The following is a 15,890-nucleotide window of genomic DNA, read 5'->3' on the forward strand; positions in this document are numbered from 1 at the left end:
GGCGCCATCATCTCCCGACAAGCCGTGCGCCCCAACGGGAGCGTGGGAATCCCGCCCCAACCGTCCCGAGCCGTTCACGCCGCCGCTCGGTGACGGCGGCTTCTTCCAGCGCGACCGTTCCATGCATCCGCCGGCGCACGCGCCGGGCTACAAATCCTCGGTGCTGCGCTCGCCGCGCCAGGCGTTGCTGTCGCTTGAGAACTCGGTCTCGGAGATCACGGGGCCGGTGTTCGGGCACAACGATCTCGGCCCGCTCGACAATGATTTGATCCGCAACTACGCCAAGGACGGCGATCCCGTCGGCGAACGCATCATCGTCCACGGCCGCGTGCTGGATGAGACCGGCCGCGGCGTGCCGAACACGCTGGTCGAGTTCTGGCAAGCCAATGCCGGCGGCCGCTACCGGCACAAGAGGGACACGTATCTGGCGCCGATCGATCCGAATTTCGGCGGTTGCGGCCGCGCGCTGACCGACGACAGCGGCTACTATTATTTCCGCACCGTGAAGCCGGGACCCTATCCCTGGCGCAACTACGTCAACAGCTGGCGTCCCGCTCACATCCACTTCTCGGTGTTCGGCTCGGGCTTTGCACAGCGTCTGATCACCCAGATGTACTTTGAGGGCGATCCCCTGATCCCGGTCTGCCCAATCCTGACGACGATCCCGGACAAGGATGCGCTGGAGCGCCTCATCGCGCCGCTCGACCTCAACGCATCGACCCCGTTCGACTCGCTCGCCTACCGCTTCGACATCGTCTTGCGCGGCCAGCGCTCCACTTACTTTGAAAATCGCACCGCAGGGAACTAGGTCTATGCCGCAGCCGCTCAACTACCTCAAGGAAACCGCCTCGCAGACCGCCGGGCCCTACGTCCATATCGGCCTGATCCCGGCAATGGCCGGCTTCGACATCTTCGAGAAGAACTTTTCCAACGTGCTGGTGACGCCGAACACGCAAGGCGAACGCATCACGCTGGAGGGCAAGGTGTTCGACGGCAGCGGCACGCCGCTGCGTGACGTGCTGTTGGAGATCTGGCAGGCGAACGCGGCCGGCCGCTACAACCATCCGGCCGATCGGTCGACCGGCGCGCTCGACGAGGAATTTCGTGGCTGGGGCCGCGCCGGCTCCGACTTCGAGAGCGGGCTGGTGACGTTCGAGACCATCAAGCCCGGGGCCATCACCGACAAGGCGGGCCGCAAATGCGCGCCTTACGTCAACATCTGGATCGTCGCGCGTGGCATCAATATCGGGCTCAACACCCGGCTGTATTTCTCCGATGAAGAGACTGCGAACGCCGCCGACCCCGTGCTCAGCCTGATCGAGCAGCCGGTGCGACGTTCGACGTTGATCGCAAAGCGCAGCGAGCGTGGCGCCAAGATCGTGTATGCTTTCACGATCAATTTGCAGGGGCCGGAGGAGACGATGTTCTTCGACGTCTGAGAGCCGCCGCCCGAAGGTTCACTCCACCTGGTCACTGCGATCGATCGCTACGCGCGCGTGGAATTGCGGTGACTGACGCATCTCGCGCGATCCCGGCCTATTCGCCGGATCGCGCCCCACTTTTGGTTTCAGTTCTGCCAAATCGATGAATATGTCCGCCTGTCGGCGCAGCTCGTCAGCGACCATGGCCGGCTGAGTGGAGAGTGTGGAGACGACCGTCACGCGGACACCGAGGCGTTGCAGGGCTTCCACCAGCGAACGAAAATTCCCATCGCCCGAGAACAACACGATCTGGTCGACGTGCTCGGCGAGCTCCATCGCATTTACGGCGAGGTCGACATCCATGCTGCCCTTCACCTTGCGGCGGCCGGTGATGGCGTCGACGAATTCCTTCGTGAGTTTCGTGACGACGGTGTATCCGTTATAGTCGAGCCAATCGATCAACGGACGGATTGACGAATACTCCTGATCCTCGACGACGGTCGTGTAGTAGAAGGCCCGCAACAGCGCACCTCGGCTTTGGAATTCGCCGAGCAGTCGCCTGTAGTCGATGTCGAAGCCGAGCGCCTTGGAGGTGGCATGGAGATTGGAGCCATCGATAAAGAGTGCGATCTTCTCAATCGAAGACATTATGCACAAATCTCCAGTTGTACGCGAAAGGTGGCCGGTCCAACCGCCGGGGGCGGTGTGTCGGCCGGAAAAACATTGAAGGCACCGATGGCTTGCCGAAAAAGCAGCGCAGACGACCGGACAGGGGCGGCCGTCTTGCGCCCAGGTTAGGGAGGATACAATGCCACCGGCGCCAGGGCGCCGAATGCAGCCAGGCTAAGGCGCGCGCATTCCCTACTCAATTGTACTGAGGTAAAGGGCGCCTATCCAAAGGATAGGGCCCCATATACGAAGGTTAAGTGGCAGCGCTGGCACAAAGGCCATTGCGGTTCCCAGCGTGGCCTTCGACCACAGGCGCGGCTGATCGATCGGCCGGTGTGTCAGCCTTCATCGCCATGAAGCTGGGCACGAAAGGCCCGCGGTGACACGCCCGTGGCGGCGGCGTAGACCCGGCTGAAATAGGCGGGGTCCTCGAAGCCAAGCGCATAGGCGATCGTCGAGACCGGTAAATTGGTGTAGACGAGGTTGCGCCGCGCCTCGCGGATCAGCCGGTTGAGGATCAGGTGCGAGGCGGTGTCGCCGGTTGCTGCCCGGGTCACACGGTTGAGATGGGTCGGCGTGATCGACAGCGCGCCCGCATAGTCCGCAACGCTCCAGCGTTCCAGATGATGCTGTTCCAGCAGCGCCTCGAAGCGGCGGAATAGTCCGCTTTCAGCCGTGCCGTTGCCACCGCTCTCGCCGGTGAGCGCGCGGGCCACCAGCCCGATCATGGCCGCCGAAAGTGCACGCAGCACATGCGCTCGGCCGAAATCGCGCGCGGCGTGTTCGGCAAAGATCTGCTTCATGGTGGTCCGAATCTGCGGCGTGCCGCGTATCACGGCCGAGCGCGACAAGGCACCTCGCAGCCCTTCGGAGGCGAGCAGCGCTTCGTCCAATATTTCCGCGGCGATGGTCAGCACCCAGCCCTGGGTATCAGGCACGAAACGGAAGCCGTGGACGTGGCCGACGGGCACGTTGACGATTTGCATCGGCTTCAGCTGCACCACGCGCCCGTCGAGCGTCGCTTCGCCGCCGCCACGCTCGATCAGCAGCACCTGGTGCAGCCGGGCATGGCGGTGCACGGCGAGCGTCCAATCGTGCAGCACCGAGCGCGACGCTATCGTCTCGCAATACACGACATCGGGCAGATCACCGGATTCGCCGAACAAATTGTAGACCCGGATTGCCGGGGCGGGGGCTGGGTTTCTCATGTTCGAATAGTACAAGACAAAGACGAAAGCCTCCATCCGTCAGCGGCGCTGAATCTGCAAGAAAGTGCCGAGGAGGACGCAAAAATGAAAGTCCAGGTCTGTATCATCGGCGGCGGGCCGTCCGGGCTGCTGTTGTCCCAGCTCCTGCACCTCAAGGGCATCGACACGGTCGTGCTGGAAAAGTACAGCCGCGACCACGTGCTTGCCCGGATCCGTGCCGGCGTGCTCGAGCACGGCTTCGCCAGGCTGATGCGCGAGGCACAGTGCGGCGAGCGGATGGACCGCGAGGGCGAGATCCACAAGGGATTCGAGATCGCCCATGACGGGGTGCTCTCCCAGATCGACCTCCACAAGCATTCCGGCGGCAATTCGGTGCTGGTCTACGGCCAGACCGAGCTGACGCGCGACCTCTACGAGGCGCGCGACCGCCTTGGCGGCAACGTCGTGCACAATGCCGAGGACGTGACGCCGCATGACCTGACCTCGGACCAGCCGTACGTGACCTATCGTTCGAATGCCGAAACCGTCCGAGTCGATTGCGACTATATCGTCGGCGCTGACGGCTTTCACGGCGTCAGCAGGAAGTCGATCCCGAAGGACGTGCTGCGGGAATACGAGAAGATCTATCCGTTCGGTTGGCTCGGCGTGCTGTCGCGCACGAAACCGGTGTCGCCGGAGCTGATCTATGTGAAGCACGAGCGCGGCTTCGCGCTGTGTTCCTTGCGGTCGCAAGTGCTGAGCCGCTACTACGTCCAGGTGCCGCTCACCGACAAGGTGGAGGACTGGAGCGACGATGCGTTCTGGGCCGAGCTGAAGCGCCGTTTGCCGCACGAGGTCGGCGACCGCCTGATCATGGGGTCGTCCATCGAGAAGAGCATCGCGCCGTTGCGCAGCTTCGTCGCCGAGCCGATGAGCTACGGCCGCCTGTTTCTCGCCGGCGATGCCGCCCACATCGTGCCGCCGACCGGCGCGCGCGGGCTGAACAGCGCCGGCTCCGACATCTATTATCTCTACCACGCCATGCTCGCGCATTATCAGAACGGCGATGATTCCGGGCTCCAGGGCTATTCCGCCAAGGCGCTGGCGCGGATCTGGAAGGCGCAACGCTTTTCGTGGTGGATGACGATGCTGCTGCATCGCTTCCCCGACCGTTCCGAGTATGAAGAGAGGCTTCAGCAGACGGAGCTGGAGTATCTGCTGTCGTCCGAGACGGCGCAGCGTCTGCTGGCGGAGAATTACGTGGGGTTGCCGTTCTAGCGGGGAGTGGACCCGAAAAGCGGTGGGACGCTGCGCTACTTTCCTTCTAGGATGTTCACCGGCGTCCAATCCGACCCCGGTGGATTTGTAGCGAGCGCAGTCGCGCGCTTGCCAAAAAGCGCTGACGCCGGATCCATTTCCGCCATTCGCCCGAACGCATCAGCCGCCTTCGCAAACTCCCTTGCCCGCCAGCACGCCAGCCCTTCCGCATACGCGGCGGCAACCTTCGTCTGCCCGGCACTCTCCGTGCCCTTCTCCGCGAGGGGCTCGAACACCTTGATCGCCTCGCCGCGTCCTATCACTTTGATGGCGTCGAGCTCGCGCCAGGTGAAAGTATTGCCTGTCTGCGCGACAGTCGTTTCTGAAGCCATGATTGCGGTGCCATAATATTTGTTGGCGCCTTCGAGCCGCGAGGCGACGTTCACGGTGTCGCTCATCACGGTGTAGTTGAAGCGGCGGCGGGAGCCGATATTGCCGACGACAGCCTCGCCGCTGTTGAGCCCGATGCGGTGCGACAGGCCGCGGCCGGCGAAAGCGGCGCTGCCGGCGTTGAGCTCCGCCAGCTTTGCGTGACATTTCAGCGCGGCATGGACGGCGTGGCGCGCATGCGCGGGATCGTCGGCGGGCGCGCCGAACATGGCGACAATGGAATCGCCGATATATTTGTCGACATAGCCGCCATGGCTCTCGATGATGTCGGTCATGGCCGACAGATATTCGTTCATCAGCGTCACCAGTTCGCCCGGCGTCATCGTCTCGGCGATGGAGGAGAAGCCACTCAGGTCGGAGAAGAACATGGTGACGTTGCGCATTTCGCCGCCGAGCGCCGGCATCTTGCCGGAGGCAACCATGGTGTCGATCACTTCGGGGGCGAGATAGAACGCAAAGCTCTTGCGCAGGAAACGCTCGTCGCGATCGGCCAGCATGAAACGGTAGCCAATCATCATCGCGAGCGCGGCAAGGCTCGCGAGCGCGGGCTCGGCCAATGGTAGCGCCAACGCGTGTACGAAGGCGGCGACGGCTGCAGCGGCGTAAACGGCGGTGAGGACGAACCAGGCGATCAGTGCGCCACCCGGTGCGAGCACGCAGGCCGCGCAGGCCACGATCGCTGCGAACACGATCGTGAGAATGCTCCGCAGTGGAAAGCCGAGCTCGGTCACCGCATCGCGTTCGATCAGATTTCGCACCGCGTTGGCATGCACGAAGACACCGGCGATGTCGCTGCGGGCTTTTTGTTCAGTGGTTGCCGGTGCGGGCAGGGCGCATCTTGCGGCCGGCGTTCCGTCATAGCCGCCGGAAAGACGCATCGAGGTGATCTTGCGGTCATCGACATTGAGGATCGTGCCGAGCACCACAATCTTGCCACCGAAGGCGCGGCGGAAGAAGTCGCGGTCGTTCTTCTCGACGCAGGCGTGCAGGTCTGCGAACGAATATGTCGGCACGTCGCGGCCGAGTCCTCGGAAATTGAGCGTTAGCGTGTTCGGCACCGCGCTCGGGATCGTATACCCGGACAAAGCAGTCACGCCAGAAGGCGCGGTCTGCGGTTTTGCGCCGAGCGCGCGGGTGGCGAGTTCGACGGCCATTGCGGGAGCTGGCATGTCGCCGACAGGAAAACTCAGCGGCATTCGCCGGATTACATGGTCGGTGTCGGTATAGACGTTGAGGCCGCGGACGTTATTCCCCACAGCCAATTGCTGTGCGCGGTCCGGATGATCGCTGCTGAGGACCTCGCCCAGCACCAGCTTGCCGTCACTAGAGAGTTTCCGCAAGGCGATGAGATAGTCTCGGTCGAATCCCTTCAATCGCGCGCCAACCGGCGCATCGCCAAAGGGAATCTCCGACCGCTCGATCGAGCTCGGAAAGATGACATCGAAACCGATCACCTTGGCGCCGCCGTCGGCAATGCTGCCGAGCACCCGGCCGATCTCGCGCGTCCAGGTCAGCGTCGGCGACCCCTGGAACGGCGGAGTGTCGTAGGTCTCGCCGTCGATGGCCACGACGACGACCGGTGATGTCGCGGGATCGCGGTGGTCGCCGACGAGCTTGCCGCGCAGTGCCGTGAGGATGTCGAGCGACAGGCCCTGCAGCGTCTGGAACGGCGGAGACGTGACGACGGCGCCTGCAAGAAGCGCAATCAGGATCGCTGCAACGATGTCCCGTCTGCCGATCCGCCGCATCGCCCCGTCGCTAGCTGCCTATTCGAGCCGCAGCAGGCGTCCCACGATCGGCGTCGGCGACGACGTGGCGCTGGGATCGACCTGGAAGGCGTAACGCTTGGTGCCGAGGATGGCGAGATAGCTGCCGCCCGGCGTCAGCGACTTCCCGGCCTTGGCGAAGTCATAGAACTTGCCTCCGACCATGGTCTCGCTCTTGAGCGGCACGCTGATCGTGGGCTCCTTGCCATCGGTGCGCTCGATCACCAGGGTGCTGCCGCTCTTCGCCTGCACCAACGGCGCGACACCGTAGAGCGTCGGCAGCTTGGCCGGAGCGCTGCCCTTGGCGTCCGACCGCATGGTGCGGAAGGTCGTCGCGGCACTCTGGTTCGCCTCGCGCTCCGACAGTTTTGCCGCGTTGGTATCGCAGGGGACCTTTTCCCGCTTGACCTCGCCGAGTTGCACGGTGCTCTGCTCGGTGCCGACCATGACGACGCCTTCGCTGATGGTCTCGCGCTGGCACGATTTGAGATAGCTGAGCGTAATGGTTGCCTTGGGCCCCAGCTTGATGATCTTGCCCGGCACCACATAATCCATGAACGCGACACCGTCGACCTTGCCTTGCACGTCCTCGACGATGGCGGTCGGGCTCTCCGCCAAAGCCGGAGCAGCAAGACAGCATGTGCCGACAACAGCGCCGATCAGGCTTTTCATGGCAATTCTCATCCAATTCGACCAATATTTGCCGGTCCCCATCCAGGCCCGATGCTTAGCAGCGAAACGCCCAGGCAAGTGTGACCGGAATCACTCTTTGATATTGGTGCACTCTATCAGGAAGAGGTTCAAGCCGGCGACTCGAGAAGACAGTGCGCCGGCAAGCTGGATGGATAATTTCATTCGGCTGGGACGGCCTCAACCGGGTGGCTCTCCATATCTATGATGGGCGCGAGCGTAGCCTCGGTCTTCTGATACGGCGTCGCCTGCTGACCGGCGGCGATCTCGACCACTTCCTCCCGCGTGACAGGCTAGCTGTCACGAGCTGGCTGGAGTTGATAGCGGTTATATGCGTGCTGCCAAACGAGGTCGGCACGCCGATCGTTTTTAGCGCGGTATGCAACGAGGTCCAGCTCCAGCTTTCTTGCCCGCCGCACGGGAAGCGTGCGCCCGCGTCGCCGCGCCTCGGCGTCAAATTGACGAGTTGATTTTGCAGGGCGTTAACCGTGGCGGAATGCTCCCCGCGCAGGTCATTGTCGCGCCCCAGAGTTGGTTGCAAATACGTTGGAGTTTTACGGTGGATGTTTTCATGCTGAGAGACGGCAAATATGCGGCCTGGTTCAGGACCCCGCGCGGTCAGGGCACGGGCGTCGTGCATCTGGCGGAGGGACGAATCTCCGGCAGCGACAGCTTCTTCACTTATGGAGGCTCTTACCGAATTGACGAGCAGCGCTTCACGGCGGTTCTGACCACGCGGCGTCATGCCGAGGGGCCGCCGACCGTGTTCGGGCTCGACGAGGTCGAGGTCAAGCTCGCGGGCGTGTGCAGCGGTGCGATGGCGACCTGTTCCGGAACGGCCGAGCAGGCCCCCGATGTGACCTTCGAGGCGACGCTCATCTACAGCCAGGACGAGGTGCCGGCCGTTGACGCCCGAGGTGCGGTCGTGAAGCTCAACGCCGACAAGCTGCCCAAGGGGCTCGACGGCCGTTCGCGATCGCGCCATCCGTTTGCGCCGGGATCGCTCGGCTCAGAACGGAATAGACCATAAGGCCACGTCTTATCCCGCCTGATCGACTTCGAGGATGTTGTCAGGGCTGCTTAAGCGGATGAGCCCTCTGGTGCCAGGCCCAGGCGGTGCGGATTACAGTCGGCAGATCCGAATATCGCGGCACGAAATTCAGCACTTTTCGCGCTGCCGAGGGATCGGCGACCAGATAGGTGGGATCGCCGGCGCGGCGCGGTTTGACGGTGTGGGGCACCTCGCGCCCGGTCTCCTGCCTGATGGCGGTCAGGATCTCCCGCACCGAAAAGCCGGAGCCGGTGCCCAGATTGAAGCTGCCGCCGGCATGCCCTTGTTCCAGCAGCTTCAGCGCCGCGACATGCGCTGCGGCGAGGTCGGTGACATGGATGTAGTCGCGGATCGCGGTGCCATCGGGCGTGTCGTAGTCCTGACCGAACACGGCAAAATCGACATGGCCCTGCAATGCCATCATGGCGCGCGGAATGAGATGGGTTTCATTGTCACGCAATTCGCCGATGCCGCCGGCAGGATCGGCGCCGCTGGCATTGAAATAGCGCAGGCAAAACGCGCCGAAGCCGTAAGCCGACCGGTAATCGGCCAGCATGCGCTCGATCATCCACTTCGATGCGCCATAGGGGTTGATCGGCGCGCAGGGGAAGTCTTCCGGCAGTTCCTTGGAATCGGCATTGCCGTAGACGGCGCCGGTCGAGGAGAACACGATACGATGGCAGCCCGCATTGCGCATCGCCTGCAATAGCGACAGCGTGCCCTGCACATTGTTGATGTAGTACTTTTGCGGGTCGGTCATGGACTCGCCGACGAGACTCGCCGCCGCGAAATGCATGACCGCCGTGATTTTGTGCTCGGCGAAGGCGCGCGCCAGCGTGGCGCCGTCGAGCAGATCGCCTGTTACCAGCGGGCCGGCGACGAAGCCGTGATGACCTGTCGACAGATTGTCATAAACAACGGGCTGATAGCCGGCGGCGGTCAGGGCGCGACAGGCATGCGAGCCGATATAGCCCGCGCCTCCCGTAACGAGGACAGTCGGTCGGTCGGTCATGTCTGCTTACCTCGAGGTGAAATCAACGATCATCTATGCGTCCGCGGCCAGCACCAAATCGGCACCCGGCACGAGCACCGCAAGCGTCAGCCATGCGGGACGTTTGCGGAAGGCGAGGACATGCCGCGTGGCGCCACGGGACACGACATCAATCAAGGAGAGGGCTTCCGAAGTGACCTGTCCCAATGCGATTGCCTCAGTTCAATAGTTGATCGATCTGGTGAGCATAGATTGATCTTCGCTGTATGCAACCCACCGGCGGCTCGGCACCGTCCTTCTTCGTTTAGCTCGCATTGACCCTATCGCTGCGAAACGGTGGGCGCGCGCATCGCGGCAACCGAAGCTTTAAGCACCAAAATTAAGCTGATGCCGAGTAAAGGAGTGACTGAAACATGGCACAGATCTGGATGACCTATGACGAACTCGCCGAGCTTAGCGGCTGCACGTCTGCCGAGGCACGAATGCGGGCCATCCATTTGTCACTTGACCGCCGCAAAAGCCGCGACGGCGCAACCCGCGTCAAGCTCGATCTGGCGCTGACGGCCAAATATTTCGCCTCTGTCCGGGACGCCGATTTTGATCTGGACGGTGCCATCGAGGCGCTCCAGGCCACCCATCGGCAGATGGCAGAACTCCTGACGCCGAACCAGTTCCTGGGCCAGCGCCGCTCGGCTTAGCTCCCGCGCGCAATCGGTCAGGCTCCGGGTGTGGGAGCCGAGATTCTCGCGATAGTTGTTCCGAATCAGGCATAAATCTCCATCCGGAATTTTCATTGCTGGCCGGGGTTTAACCGCAGCGGGCCGTAGAGCCTGCAGGAGGATGCCATGAGGAACGACAGCGATCGAGGCTACGCGACACTGTTGGGAGCGGCGATGCTGGGTGCGCTGATCATCATGACAGCCGCAACGGCAAATGCAGAGCTCGTGAAGTTGCAGGCCGATTTAAAAGGCAGCAATGAAGTGCCTCCGAACAACTCGCCTGGAACAGGCAAGGCCGAGGCGACTTACGATACGGAGGCGAAAACCCTGACCTACACAGTCAGCTTCGCCGGCTTGACCGGGCCAGCCATGGGGGCACATTTCCACGGCCCGGTGGAGCCCGGCAAGAACGCCGGCATCGTGCTGCCGTTCAAGACGGTCCAAAGCCCGATTCAGGGGAGCGCAACGCTCACCGAAGCTCAGGCTGCGGACCTGCTGGCTGGGAAATGGTATGCCAACATTCATACGGCCGCGAACCCGGGCGGTGAACTACGCGGACAAATGATAAAATAAGGACGGTCACTTCCCGATGCAGACGTGCAGGCCATGCATCTGCTCAGGAGGGCGGCCTCGGTAAGAAGGCCAGGATTGTTTGAGCGAGGAGGACCCCGACGGTCCCGCCTGCTGCCTTTTGCAGCACGTCCAGGAAACCCGGATCACGATCGGGCGTCATTGCTTGCAGGATTTCCAGCCCCATTGCGACCGCCACGACAAGCGAGCATGCGAGGGTGAGCCGACCGGGCAACAGGAAGGACAAGAGAAATCCCAGCAACCCGTAGGCGCTGAAGCGCTCGATCACGACGACCCAATAAGCCTCGTGATGGCCAATAAGCACGGGTCTCCCCGCCAGTCTCGCAAGCGTGGCATAGACGATGAGCGCGAAGCAGACGCCTGCGGCTGCGATAAGGTGGTTGCGGCGCATTGGACGACCATAGCCGGACCGGAGCCAGGCCGCGTTGAAAGATGAGAGTATCGTTAAGGCTGATTGAGCAAGGGGCGCGGCGCGTTTGCCGTCCCGGGTTAACGGCTCAATCCTTTCAGGCCACCAACGCCGCGTCGGTCGGCAATTTAGCGCTCTGCGCCAAGCAGCGTGACTCGACCAACTCGTTGAATCGAGCGAAGGGCAGTGGGGCGGAGACCAGATAGCCCTGCCCCTCCTCTACGCCGGATGAAATAAGCGCCCGGACCTGCTCCTCCGTCTCGATGCCTTCCGCGACCACCGTCATTTGGAGGTCCTTCGCAAGTGCGACCAGCATCTCCACGATCGTGGCAGTCGATGCGTCCACGGTGATCGTGTCGACGAAAAATTTGTCGATCTTGATTGTATTGGCGCCCAGGCCCTTGAGCCGGGATAGCCCGCTATGACCGACGCCGACGTCATCGATGGCGACGCGAAACCCGTAGTCCCGCAATTCGCTGACTACGGCTGCGGCGCGTGCGAGGTCGTCGAGCTCGTCGCGCTCGGTCACCTCGATGACGATCTGGCGCGCGGAGACTTGCGCCGCCATGACCGTGCGGCGGAGCGTTTCAATGAAGCCCGCACTCAAGAGATGCTTTGGTACGACGTTGAGGGAGAGCTTAAAATCCTTGTTCGCTTTCAACAGCGGCTGCAGATCCGACAGCGCTGATCGCAGGATCTGCCAGGTCATGACCTGGATGCGGCCGCTGGATTCCGCGAGCGGGATGAAGTTCATCGGAGGCACGACCGATCCGTCTTTGAGGAGCCACCGAGCCAACACCTCGCAGCCTTTGATCCGACCGGTCTTGAGCTCGAAGATGGGCTGGTAGTACGGCTTGAATTCGTTCGCGGCCAGCCCGCGGTCGAGATCGGCGACGGGCCCTTCCATGCGGCGGCTCCGCGCGAAAAGCCCGCCGAAAAGGGCGCCGATTGCAAATGCTACGGCCAGCGTCGGCCAGTAAGCCTCGTTGTTCCACGTCGTGAGGATGCCGCGTTCGAGGCGAATGGTCGCATGGAGTGGGAATCGAGCTGAATTTTTGTCGAGATCGATCGGGGCCTGCAAGGCTTTGTCGGGATCGAGCAGGAATTCGCCAAGTTTCTCGCCGTTGCTCAACGCGAGGATCACTTCGCTGTGGGCGCGCAACTCGGCGGGCATGATGTCGAACAGGCTGGCGTTGACGCCAAGAATGGCGACCAATGCGGCATTGCCGTTGATGTCTTTGAGCACGCCCAGAGCATCCCCGCCGAATTGCTCAACACGGAAGAGCGAAAGGTTCTTGTCGTGCGAGGGAAGCATATCGCGGCGGTCGATCCATCCCTTGTCGAATTCCAGCGTTTCGGAATAGGCCGAACAGATCACCGAGCCATCCGGGTTGACGAGGCGCACATCCTTGATTGCGGAACGTTGGTAGACGTGGAGCCGGATCGCCTGCAGCGTCGCGGGCCCACAATCGGCAAGATCGCGCCGCGCGAGTTCGCCCAGGCTCGCGCCGGCAAAGTCGACCGCAAATTCGGCGCGACGCAGAACCACCTCGGTCAATTCGTCGAGCTGGTGGGCCTGCTGGTACCGAATGAACGAAGTTGCCGCAAAGTGGCCAGCCACGCCGAACGCGGCCGCGCTCGCGAGCACGAACGCCGCAAATACGAAAGTCGGTCGCTGCAATCTCATTCGGCCCGGCGGAACAGAGGGAAGCGTCGGCCGATCCTAATCAGGACGCGCTAAGATAGGGTTTAATGCGCGGGCGAGGCATGTGGAACCGGCCTTTGGGGGTGGGCAGGCGAGGGACCCGTCTGCCCCCGGACCGGGGGACCCTATCGAAAATGCTACTTAACCTTCCGCTCCCAAGTTCTGGCGGCCCATTCGATGGCGGAGGGAAGCGGGTGCGGGATTGTAGGGCGCGATGGAAGCCTGCCGAGGGCTGCCACCATGCTGTGGCCGGGTGGCTCGCAAGCGCAAGACCACGAAGGCGATATTGATAGCCAACCAGACCAGAATGACGGAAATGGCAAGATGGGCCACGGCCAGACCTCGCGATGAAGTTGGAGTCAACGCGAGCGCGCTGGTTCGGTTCCCTGGCGAACCGGGCTAGAGCGCATCTATTTCATGTAGCCGGAGTCGAGCCTTCGGGGCGGACGGCGACCTCACCTTGCCTTGAGGTCCTTGCTCTACTCCGATCAGCAACACGACGCATTCGTTCTTCGTCAGAACCGGCGATCGCGCGCCCGCGGCCATCATGACGTCGTTGGCGGAACGCCGCCGCACGCTCGCTTAGGCCTTTTTTCTCGCCTTCGTTTTCAACGAAAGACCAAGGCGCAGGGCCATGCGCTTGATCGCATCGGGCGATCGTCCGAGCTGTTTCGCCGCCTCCTCCAATGAAGCCGAAGACTTAGCCAACTCCATCAGCCGGCGGTCTTCCTTGAACGACCAGGGCTTGCGCGCCATAACCGAAATCATCCTCTCGTCGCGACAAGGACAAAGCCGCCAAGCGGACCCATGTCGCTCGACGGCTTTGCTTGGGTGGGGCCGAGCTTGGGGGAGCCCGGTGAGACGATGGGATAAGTGATTAGTGAGAATTCGCAACAAACAACGCGGATTAAGCTAACCGCTCAACCTTAACGCGTCTAATCCGGCTTTGTCGCTCCGTACTATCACGGAGGTGTCAATGCTGATCAGCGGCGGCCGTTACCGCGCTTTGAATGGCTGGAAGCCGAATTGTCGGGCGCCGGTTCTGAAGGCTGCATGGACTGCGTGAACCCCGATTAACATCCGGCCGGATCCAACTTCAATCAGTGAGACGTTTTGTCATTCCCCGGCCCGCGGCTGTCCGGCAACGACCAAACTTCAATCAGCTCCTTGCACAAATTTCGTCATCGCCTGGCAAAACTTTCAGCGGTGCCGATCTTGAAGTCGTCACAACGACAAGATGAAATGCAATGGGAGGAACGCGCCGAAAAAATGGGACGTTCAAATGTTGGCAATTGTGATTTTGGGTTCGATCTTCGCGGGCGGTTTTGCTTGCGGCTATGGTGCGAGGGCGTGGCGCTCACGCAAGCGATCGGCAAGATATCGTCTCTATGCGCCCTATACTCCCGCAACAGGGGCGGGACGAAGTCGGTCGCCCTCCTAATGATGGTATTTCGCGCCTGGCCTGTTTGCCGAGCGATCTCTGTAGCATTATCGAAATAACCATGTGCGGTTAGGTTAACTTGTCGCAATTCTTGAGAGCCTAGCCAATGCCACCTAGAACATCTCGATTCACGGCGGAAGCTTAGCCGCCCCGATTTTTCCGTGGCCCCGCGTTAGGGTAGGCGTAAATGACGTATCTGATTGCATTGCTAGGCGCGATAATTTGCATCGTTATTTTGATGGTTTTCGTTCGCGCCTATGATCGACACCTGAAAGATCTTCCAGGTCCTTGGATCATGGACGAGGCTCATTCGAATGACTGAAAGGCACAACGCGCCCCGCAGGTATTTCGTTGATGCGCAAGGGAAGCGGGTGCTGATAGGGCTGTCGCTTCCGGAAACGGCGGAGTTCGAAGCGCTGGACATCACATGGGAGAGACGGTTCAAATCGGTCCGGGCGATGGGGCCGCCGCGGCGCACGAAGCTCGATGGCTTGAGCTTTATTCGAAACACGAAGGAGCCTGGCGGGCGTGGATCGTACAAAGCCAGGCGGAGCAGCCACAAGATTCAAGCTTTGTTAACTATGTCTGACCGATGTTAGCGGTCCAAATCTCGAACGTGGGATGGCCCAAATGTTTCAGCTGTTCCTGAGAGCGCGCGCACACAATTTTCTCAGCTCCCGCCGTGAGGACAAAGGCTTCAAGGCCCGCACCATCGAGCGCGATGCGGAGACGGACCGCGTTCGAATCGATGCCGTCATGGTCGCGATCGATACGGCATTGCGCGATGCGGAGAGGGAGCAGGTCGGCCTCGGACGACGTGTTGATGACGCACTCGCGCGTGCATCCGTCACTTTCGGAAACGGCACCGATGAATATCTCGAACGGGAGCCGATCGACAGTCATCATCAAGATCTCTTTGCCGCCGACATCTCCAACGGCCAGCGGCGGCTCAAGGAATTGGCAAACACCATCGCTCATCTGAGGTTTATCAGGACCGCGATGCTCACGCGCTTTCCGAACCTGAAGCCGCCGCAGCTCAATAGCTAGGATCGAGGGTTTGGCTCGGCACCCTTCCGTCTGCTAAACGCAGCAGGTTTGGGCACGATGGATATCTCGGTCCGAAAAGCATAATCTCTCGCTGAACAGCTTTGCCACGGGACAATTCGGGCGCCGCTTTGCCGTTTGGCTCTTCTGCCGATTTTGATATGGTCCCGTCCAGCGTTCTCGGACGGATTGAAGGAGCGAGCCAGGTGATCTCCAGAAATTTGCAAAGGTCTATGGGATTGGCATTTGTTTTGGCTATTGGCGCGCCAGTAACGGCGTCGGCCGTCACTGTAGAAGTAGCGCGTGCATGCGACGCAGCTTTGGCCAAGGCCTTTCCTCCAAAGCAAATCGGCAATCCCGCTGCCGGCAGCGCAGGGACAGCCAAGGAGCGGCGCGATTATTTCAGCAAATGCGTCACGAACAACGGCAAGGTCGATGATGCGCCCGCGGATGCGCCTAAAGACGCCAAGGCCAAGAAATAAACGGAACGCGTCGCGCC

General features: G+C 61.7%; 16 protein-coding genes and 1 pseudogene. 8 read left to right on the plus strand and 9 right to left on the minus strand.

The genetic code is table 11. The features are described from left to right. Window positions 1-52: 52 nt before the first annotated feature. Window positions 53-808, plus strand: a pseudogene (pcaH, locus tag IVB19_RS08000) (protocatechuate 3,4-dioxygenase subunit beta); the annotation flags it as partial. 4 nt (window positions 809-812) lie between these two features. Continuing rightward, window positions 813-1,439 carry a protocatechuate 3,4-dioxygenase subunit alpha gene (pcaG, locus tag IVB19_RS08005; protein WP_026233093.1) on the plus strand — a complete coding sequence of 209 codons (627 nt, stop codon included), beginning with the start codon at window positions 813-815 and terminating at the stop codon, window positions 1,437-1,439. 18 nt (window positions 1,440-1,457) lie between these two features. Here the strand turns inward: pcaG and IVB19_RS08010 are convergent, their stop codons facing one another. Together IVB19_RS08010 and IVB19_RS08015 are read right to left on the minus strand one after the other, a co-directional pair. Continuing rightward, window positions 1,458-2,069, minus strand: coding sequence for a LabA-like NYN domain-containing protein (locus IVB19_RS08010; protein ID WP_018456136.1), 612 nt, complete (start codon window positions 2,067-2,069; stop codon window positions 1,458-1,460). Window positions 2,070-2,428: 359 nt separating this feature from the next. Next, entirely contained in the window at window positions 2,429-3,334 is a 906-nt protein-coding gene (locus IVB19_RS08015) for a helix-turn-helix domain-containing protein (RefSeq protein WP_247821251.1), read from the minus strand. Window positions 3,335-3,382: 48 nt separating this feature from the next. On the opposite strand from IVB19_RS08015, the gene pobA reads away from it, so the two are divergent. Continuing rightward, a complete protein-coding gene (gene pobA / locus IVB19_RS08020) occupies window positions 3,383-4,555 on the plus strand; it encodes a 4-hydroxybenzoate 3-monooxygenase (RefSeq protein ID WP_247410623.1) in 1,173 nt (390 codons plus the stop codon). 35 nt (window positions 4,556-4,590) lie between these two features. On the opposite strand, the gene IVB19_RS08025 is transcribed toward pobA, so the two are convergent. Then, window positions 4,591-6,732 (minus strand): adenylate/guanylate cyclase domain-containing protein, encoded by a 2,142-nt coding sequence (locus IVB19_RS08025; protein ID WP_247410625.1) that lies wholly within the window; start codon window positions 6,730-6,732, stop codon window positions 4,591-4,593. A gap of 18 nt (window positions 6,733-6,750) precedes the next feature. After that, complete coding sequence (locus tag IVB19_RS08030) at window positions 6,751-7,422, minus strand: hypothetical protein (protein ID WP_085384366.1); 672 nt, start codon at window positions 7,420-7,422, stop codon at window positions 6,751-6,753. A gap of 589 nt (window positions 7,423-8,011) precedes the next feature. On the opposite strand from IVB19_RS08030, the gene IVB19_RS08035 reads away from it, so the two are divergent. Next, complete coding sequence (locus IVB19_RS08035; RefSeq protein WP_018456130.1) at window positions 8,012-8,470, plus strand: hypothetical protein; 459 nt, start codon at window positions 8,012-8,014, stop codon at window positions 8,468-8,470. A 40-nt stretch (window positions 8,471-8,510) separates the two neighbouring features. On the opposite strand, the gene galE is transcribed toward IVB19_RS08035, so the two are convergent. Then, the gene (galE, locus tag IVB19_RS08040) at window positions 8,511-9,503 is read right to left on the minus strand and encodes a UDP-glucose 4-epimerase GalE (RefSeq protein ID WP_247821252.1); all 993 of its coding nucleotides are present in this window, start codon (window positions 9,501-9,503) and stop codon (window positions 8,511-8,513) included. Window positions 9,504-9,536: 33 nt separating this feature from the next. Next, complete coding sequence (locus tag IVB19_RS40205) at window positions 9,537-9,659, minus strand: hypothetical protein (protein WP_256474595.1); 123 nt, start codon at window positions 9,657-9,659, stop codon at window positions 9,537-9,539. Window positions 9,660-9,895: 236 nt separating this feature from the next. Between IVB19_RS40205 and IVB19_RS08045 the strand changes: the two genes are divergently transcribed. After that, the gene (locus IVB19_RS08045) at window positions 9,896-10,180 is read left to right on the plus strand and encodes a hypothetical protein (RefSeq protein WP_247475214.1); all 285 of its coding nucleotides are present in this window, start codon (window positions 9,896-9,898) and stop codon (window positions 10,178-10,180) included. 147 nt (window positions 10,181-10,327) lie between these two features. Then, window positions 10,328-10,774: a CHRD domain-containing protein gene (locus tag IVB19_RS08050; protein WP_085359795.1), complete on the plus strand. Its 447-nt coding sequence runs from the start codon at window positions 10,328-10,330 to the stop codon at window positions 10,772-10,774. A 43-nt stretch (window positions 10,775-10,817) separates the two neighbouring features. Here IVB19_RS08050 and IVB19_RS08055 read toward each other — a convergent pair whose 3' ends face one another. The 3 genes from IVB19_RS08055 to IVB19_RS08065 form a co-directional block, all read right to left on the minus strand. After that, the gene (locus IVB19_RS08055; protein ID WP_247397750.1) at window positions 10,818-11,183 is read right to left on the minus strand and encodes a VanZ family protein; all 366 of its coding nucleotides are present in this window, start codon (window positions 11,181-11,183) and stop codon (window positions 10,818-10,820) included. Window positions 11,184-11,298: 115 nt separating this feature from the next. After that, window positions 11,299-12,888 (minus strand): EAL domain-containing protein, encoded by a 1,590-nt coding sequence (locus IVB19_RS08060; RefSeq protein WP_524536745.1) that lies wholly within the window; start codon window positions 12,886-12,888, stop codon window positions 11,299-11,301. A 600-nt stretch (window positions 12,889-13,488) separates the two neighbouring features. Further along, window positions 13,489-13,662: a hypothetical protein gene (locus tag IVB19_RS08065; protein ID WP_162847250.1), complete on the minus strand. Its 174-nt coding sequence runs from the start codon at window positions 13,660-13,662 to the stop codon at window positions 13,489-13,491. A gap of 1,315 nt (window positions 13,663-14,977) precedes the next feature. Here IVB19_RS08065 and IVB19_RS08075 point away from each other — a divergent pair. Together IVB19_RS08075 and IVB19_RS08080 are read left to right on the plus strand one after the other, a co-directional pair. Beyond that, entirely contained in the window at window positions 14,978-15,394 is a 417-nt protein-coding gene (locus IVB19_RS08075; protein ID WP_018456120.1) for a hypothetical protein, read from the plus strand. A gap of 203 nt (window positions 15,395-15,597) precedes the next feature. Continuing rightward, window positions 15,598-15,873, plus strand: coding sequence for a hypothetical protein (locus IVB19_RS08080; protein ID WP_083926416.1), 276 nt, complete (start codon window positions 15,598-15,600; stop codon window positions 15,871-15,873). The last annotated feature ends 17 nt before the right edge of the window (window positions 15,874-15,890 follow it).

It is taken from the genome of Bradyrhizobium sp. 187, assembly GCF_023101005.1.
Taxonomy (GTDB): domain Bacteria; phylum Pseudomonadota; class Alphaproteobacteria; order Rhizobiales; family Xanthobacteraceae; genus Bradyrhizobium; species Bradyrhizobium canariense_D.

What these genes read in the sequence shown, in the direction of transcription:
- IVB19_RS08010 (WP_018456136.1), bottom strand. Translation starts at nt 2,069, where the DNA reads ATGTCTTCGATTGAGAAGATCGCACTCTTTATCGATGGCTCCAATCTC.
- IVB19_RS08065 (WP_162847250.1), bottom strand. Translation starts at nt 13,662, where the DNA reads ATGGCGCGCAAGCCCTGGTCGTTCAAGGAAGACCGCCGGCTGATGGAG.
- IVB19_RS08055 (WP_247397750.1), bottom strand. Translation starts at nt 11,183, where the DNA reads ATGCGCCGCAACCACCTTATCGCAGCCGCAGGCGTCTGCTTCGCGCTC.
- IVB19_RS08045 (WP_247475214.1), top strand. Translation starts at nt 9,896, where the DNA reads ATGGCACAGATCTGGATGACCTATGACGAACTCGCCGAGCTTAGCGGC.
- pobA (WP_247410623.1), top strand. Translation starts at nt 3,383, where the DNA reads ATGAAAGTCCAGGTCTGTATCATCGGCGGCGGGCCGTCCGGGCTGCTG.
- IVB19_RS08025 (WP_247410625.1), bottom strand. Translation starts at nt 6,732, where the DNA reads ATGCGGCGGATCGGCAGACGGGACATCGTTGCAGCGATCCTGATTGCG.
- IVB19_RS08035 (WP_018456130.1), top strand. Translation starts at nt 8,012, where the DNA reads ATGCTGAGAGACGGCAAATATGCGGCCTGGTTCAGGACCCCGCGCGGT.
- pcaG (WP_026233093.1), top strand. Translation starts at nt 813, where the DNA reads ATGCCGCAGCCGCTCAACTACCTCAAGGAAACCGCCTCGCAGACCGCC.
- galE (WP_247821252.1), bottom strand. Translation starts at nt 9,503, where the DNA reads ATGACCGACCGACCGACTGTCCTCGTTACGGGAGGCGCGGGCTATATC.
- IVB19_RS08075 (WP_018456120.1), top strand. Translation starts at nt 14,978, where the DNA reads ATGTTTCAGCTGTTCCTGAGAGCGCGCGCACACAATTTTCTCAGCTCC.
- IVB19_RS08050 (WP_085359795.1), top strand. Translation starts at nt 10,328, where the DNA reads ATGAGGAACGACAGCGATCGAGGCTACGCGACACTGTTGGGAGCGGCG.
- IVB19_RS08030 (WP_085384366.1), bottom strand. Translation starts at nt 7,422, where the DNA reads ATGAAAAGCCTGATCGGCGCTGTTGTCGGCACATGCTGTCTTGCTGCT.
- IVB19_RS08060 (WP_524536745.1), bottom strand. Translation starts at nt 12,888, where the DNA reads ATGAGATTGCAGCGACCGACTTTCGTATTTGCGGCGTTCGTGCTCGCG.
- IVB19_RS08015 (WP_247821251.1), bottom strand. Translation starts at nt 3,334, where the DNA reads ATGGAGGCTTTCGTCTTTGTCTTGTACTATTCGAACATGAGAAACCCA.